General features: G+C 40.9%; 4 protein-coding genes. All 4 read left to right on the top strand.

Going from position 1 to position 5,103, the window contains the following annotated elements; translation table 11 throughout:
• Positions 1-1,035 precede the first annotated feature (1,035 nt).
• A complete protein-coding gene (locus HT711_RS08090) occupies positions 1,036-1,518 on the top strand; it encodes a terminase small subunit (protein ID WP_345889785.1) in 483 nt (160 codons plus the stop codon).
• Complete coding sequence (locus tag HT711_RS08095; protein ID WP_173234856.1) at positions 1,508-2,764, top strand: PBSX family phage terminase large subunit; 1,257 nt, start codon at positions 1,508-1,510, stop codon at positions 2,762-2,764. The genes HT711_RS08090 and HT711_RS08095 overlap by 11 nt, the downstream gene beginning before the upstream one ends.
• 11 nt (positions 2,765-2,775) lie before the next feature.
• A complete protein-coding gene (locus tag HT711_RS08100; protein WP_173214015.1) occupies positions 2,776-4,203 on the top strand; it encodes a phage portal protein in 1,428 nt (475 codons plus the stop codon).
• The coding region (locus HT711_RS08105) for a minor capsid protein (protein WP_173234858.1) at positions 4,172-5,103 on the top strand (932 nt) is incomplete at its 3' end. The genes HT711_RS08100 and HT711_RS08105, both read left to right, overlap by 32 nt.

A 5,103-nucleotide genomic window follows, 5' to 3' on the forward strand; every position in this document is an offset into this window, starting at 1 on the left:
ATATCACTCATTAACTTAAAAATGGTTGCAGAAGTGACCGAACCTCGCATGGTTGCGTAGCTACTTATATCCTAGGTAAGTTATAAGCTAGAGGGTTTGATTCCCTCAGAGGTTGTAAAGACTACAAAAAATAAAAATGAAGTCAAAATTTAATACACACGCAAGGTTGTAGTCGTCTTGCATTTTTAGGGCTTAGCCTAGATAATCTGTGGTAACTCAGGAAAAGGATGTTTTTAAATCTATCAAACATCCTGCCAGAAATGGTCAATCTAAGCAATTTAATCTTAACTATTTCAATTTTGGAATAGGTGGGCGAAGTTAAAGCAGGGAGATTCCAACGGCAAGGTGCTGAGGAAATGCAAACGTGGCAGTTTGGCTGTGAAACGAGTCTATAAGAGGAAAGAGGTATTTGGTTCGAGGTGCAACAAGAGCTTAATACTATATCTTACAAAAATTGGGCGCCTCCCAAAAGTATGTAAGGTGAGTTGATTGTCCGCAAAACAATCGATAACAAGCAGGCGCTGTGCATTTTGTTCTTCAAAAGAGAATGAAACACATGGCGATGCGTGTCTGTGATAGATGAAAGATGATTTTTATATTTTAAAAGCTATTCAAGATAGAAAAAACTCAAAAAAAGCAAAAGTCATCGCCCGTCACAAACGAAAGTGTACTTCGGCAATTAGATTGCCTACTCAAGTCTCGCAAGGATAAGAGTAAAGTCAAAGAGTAAAGCAGCTTAGACTTTTAGCGGGGTCTTCGTTAATTGAAAAATGGCTTAGTAGTTTGCGATGTAAGGAGTGATTGGTCTAACCAATCGTGCATGAGTGATACAAGTAGGAATATTTGTGGACAAGGTAATAAACTATAAGTTATCCAAAGTCACTCGTTTAAAGCAGTAGTCTCATGCTAGCTAATGGATATATGGTAGACGGATTAAGTCCTGTTTAGGGAATTAAGATGTCACAGGTTCGAGTCCTGTCGTTCCAATTGCGATTTTAATTCGCAGTGAGAGGTCTTGAAAAGGTCGCACATCGTGTGACTTTTTTGATTTCGAAAGGTGGTGATGGAAAATTGAACGAGAGACAGAAACATTTCGCTGATGAGTACATCATCAGTAGAAATGCAACACAAGCCGCAATAAAAGCAGGGTATTCTGATAAAACAGCGAGGTCTATAGGACAAAGATTGTTGACAAAAGTTGACATTTCTGAATACATTAAAAAACGTACTGAAGAACTTTTTGACGAACGTTCAATGTCAATCGTAGAAGCCTTGGCAATTTCTGCTAGTATTGCTAGAGGGGAAACTCAACAAGGGTATTCTAAGAAAACTGTAAAGACCGCTGAAGGTGTGGAGGTATCGGAAACGACTTATGAGTTTACTCCGACGATTGAGGAAAGACAGCGCTCTATAGACCATATATTCAAAGTAAACGGAGCATATTTAGAGAGAAAAGAAATCGAGATGTCTTCAGCTGTTCAATTCGTTGATGATATAGGAGTTGGCGATGAAGCGTAGAATGAGTGAATTTATCCCAAAAGCTTTTTATCCTATGTGGCGTGCAGCATTTGAACCTAAAATCTTACACGTGGTTGAAAAAGGTGGGCGTGGTTCTGGTAAGTCCAGCGACATCGGACACACTATCATTCAACTGATTATGCGCTATCCAGTCAATGCTGTGTGTATTCGTAAGACGGATAATACCTTAGAACAATCGGTCTATGAGCAATTGAAATGGGCGATTAGTGAGCAAGGGGTTAGTCATTTATTTAAGATTAATAAGTCCCCTTTGAAGATAACCTACATCCCAAGAGGGAATTATATTATCTTCCGTGGTGCACAAGATCCAGAACGTATCAAATCCTTGAAAGACAGTCGCTTTCCATTTGCGATAGGCTGGATTGAGGAGTTAGCTGAGTTTAAAACTGAAGATGAAGTAAAGACAATCACCAACTCGCTCCTACGTGGAGAATTGGCTGATGGTCTTTTTTATAAGTTCTTTTACTCTTACAATCCTCCAAAAAGAAAACAGTCTTGGGTGAATAAGAAATATGAAAGCGTCATACAGCCTCCTAATACCTACGTACACCATTCAACTTACTTAGATAACCCATATATATCCCAAGCATTCATAGAAGAAGCAGAGGCCACGAGAGAACGTTCAGAGAAGCGTTATCGTTGGGAGTATCTGGGTGAGGCTATCGGTTCTGGTGTAGCACCATTTGAAAATCTGGTATTCCGCAAGATTACAGACGAGGAGATAGCAAGGTTTGATAACATTCGACAAGGAAATGACTTTGGATATGCTAACGACCCTTTGGCTTTTGTAAGATGGCACTATGACAAGAAGAAACGTGTTATCTATGCTATTGATGAGATTTATGGCGTGAAGATTAGCAACCGTGAATTAGCTGAAAGAATCCGTGAGAAAGGCTATCAATCTCAGATGATAACCTGTGATAGCGCAGAACCTAAGTCGATTGATGAGTTAAAACTGCAGCTAAATATTCCGCTTGTTCAAGGCGCTAAGAAAGGCCCTGATAGTCGTGAGTATGGAGAGCGTTGGTTGGATGATTTGGATGCGATTGTGATAGATCCAGAACGTACGCCGAATATTGCACGAGAGTTCGAAAGTGCCGACTATGCAGTTGATCGTGATGGAAATCCCAAGCCTAAGCTAGAAGAAGTAAACGACCACACAATCGACGCTACAAGATATGCGTTTGAAGACGATATGAGACAGCCAGGAATATCATTCTGGTAGGAGAAGGAGAAATGTTGAGTAATTGGTTTAAATGGTTAATTAGGCGGTTGTTGATTAAGAATACAACCCAAAATGAAATACTAGAGATTGAGATAAGAGAACACCAGGGTTCTGAGAAAGTAAGTACGATGAAACAGGCTTACGAATATTACCGAAACCAAACGGATATTCGAAAGAAAAAAGTAGATGTGGATTGGCGGACGAACTCAAGGATTGAATTGGGTTTATTTAAGAAGCTGGTAGACCAGAAGGTCGGGTATTTGTTTTCTAAACAACCTACCATCTCGCTAGAGGGAGAAGAATCACAAGATTTTTTAGATAGCGTGTTTGACGAGGATCTTTTATCTACGATTAAGTCACTCGGTAAGGAAGCAGTGATAAAAGGGATAGCCTACGGCTTGCCTTATTACGACGAGAACGGCCGTCTACGCTTGTTTAAAATCCCAAGTGAACAGATTATCCCTTTTTGGAAAGATGAGCGTCATTTGGAATTATCCGCCTTTGTGCGTGTCTACAAACAAGCCGTCTACGAAAGCGGAGTGAAGAAGACCAAAACATTTGTAGAATACTACGATGAACAAGGAATTACAGATTATATTTGGACAGGTTCACACCTTGAACTCAATCCACTATCCAAGGAGACCAAGGGAAATTTTTATTATGTCAATGCAGACGGTACACGGACTCCTTATACTTGGGAGAAAGTGCCTCTGATTCCATTCCGCTACAACGAGTATGAGGACGGTCTTTTAGTCCAAACCAAGTCTTTGATTGATAATATTCAACTTCAAATGTCTACTAATGCTGATATGTTGGCAGATATGCCGAAGCTGATTTATGTTTTGAAAAACTATCAGGGCGCAGACTTGGGCGAGTTCATGAATAATCTGAATAAGTTCCGCTCTATCAAAGTTTCTAGTGATGGTGGTGTAGATACCCTACAAGCAGACAATGATACTAGCGGAGTTGAAGCAGATATCGAACGCTCTCGTAAGTTCTTGTATGAGGCTGCTCGAGCCATTGATACCCAAGATGATAATCTAGGTAATGCAAGTGGTCAGGCTCTTAAATGGCGCTATACAGACCTTGATTTGGACTGTAATGAGCTAGAAAATGAGTTCCAAAAAGGCATCAAGCAATTCATTTGGTTTGTAGAACAGTATGCCACAAATAAAGGAGTAGCGTTTGACGCGTCTAAATTTACCTATGTATTCAATCGTGACATCATTTCAAATGAGTCTGAAGCCATTCAAGATTGTGTGAACTCAATCGGTATCTTAGACGACCTAAGCATTCGTGAACAACATCCATGGTATCAACCAGAGGTTGAGGAACGATTGAAAGAACAACAGGAACAAGGACAAAATCCATACTCTCAGACTAATTTCAAAAAGGTAGAGGATGACCATGACGACCAAGGAAAAGAAAAAGATAGATGAGTACTGGACTGAGCGTGCTTTACAACAGGAACAAAACGCTCAGATAGTTGCTGATAGGTATATGGCCCAGATTGGTCAATCCTTAGCTGACTATAAACACCAGCTGGTTTCTGAGATTGAGAAGTTCTATGCCAGGTATGCAGTTGATAATAAAATGACTCACGCAGAGGCCAAGCAATATCTGACAGATAAAGAGCGTAGAGAGTTTAAGCACGTAACTCTTGAAAGGTTTCGTGAGATGGCCTTAAATCCTGACACACCGACACCTTTGTTGGACGCTTTGAGCTATCGCCATCGTATTAGTCGCAAGGAGGCTTTGCTTGCCGAAATTGAGCGTCTAACAGCTGAACTATACGGAAAGCCAGACGGCATACATGACAAGGTCACAGAGGCTCTGAGTGACGTCTACATCAAGGGTAAAATCCATCAAGCTAAGAACTTGGCACATTTTGGAATCATAGAGAAACCAATATTGGGTGTCGATGCAGTTAAGCATAAGATGGCTAGCAATTGGAGCGGTAAAACATTCTCAACAAATGTGTGGGGACATGATGCCACGGTTTATAAATCTATCAGCGATACAATCAATAAAGGCCTAACAGGCGGCTGGTCTATTGATAGAATGGCTAGGGCTCTTTCTGAACGTACAGGGGTCGCCTATCATAGGGCTGATACGCTTGTCAGGACTGAGACGACCTTTTATAATAACCTCGCGACGCTAGATACCATCAAGGAGTTGGGCGGTGACCACTACGAAATCGTAGCGGTATTAGACAGTCGTACAAGTGAGATTTGCAGGTTGGAAAATCACGAGGTTCATTCTGTTAAGGAATATGAACCAGGTCGAACCGCACCGCCCTTTCATGTTCGTTGCCGTTCTACTATCAGACCTGCAGTCAA

This window comes from Streptococcus sp. 1032 (assembly GCF_013277015.1).
Taxonomy (GTDB): Bacteria; Bacillota; Bacilli; order Lactobacillales; family Streptococcaceae; genus Streptococcus.

Coding starts and splice junctions, on each gene's coding strand:
- HT711_RS08100 (WP_173214015.1), top strand. CDS start 2,776: ATGTTGAGTAATTGGTTTAAATGGTTAATTAGGCGGTTGTTGATTAAG.
- HT711_RS08095 (WP_173234856.1), top strand. CDS start 1,508: ATGAAGCGTAGAATGAGTGAATTTATCCCAAAAGCTTTTTATCCTATG.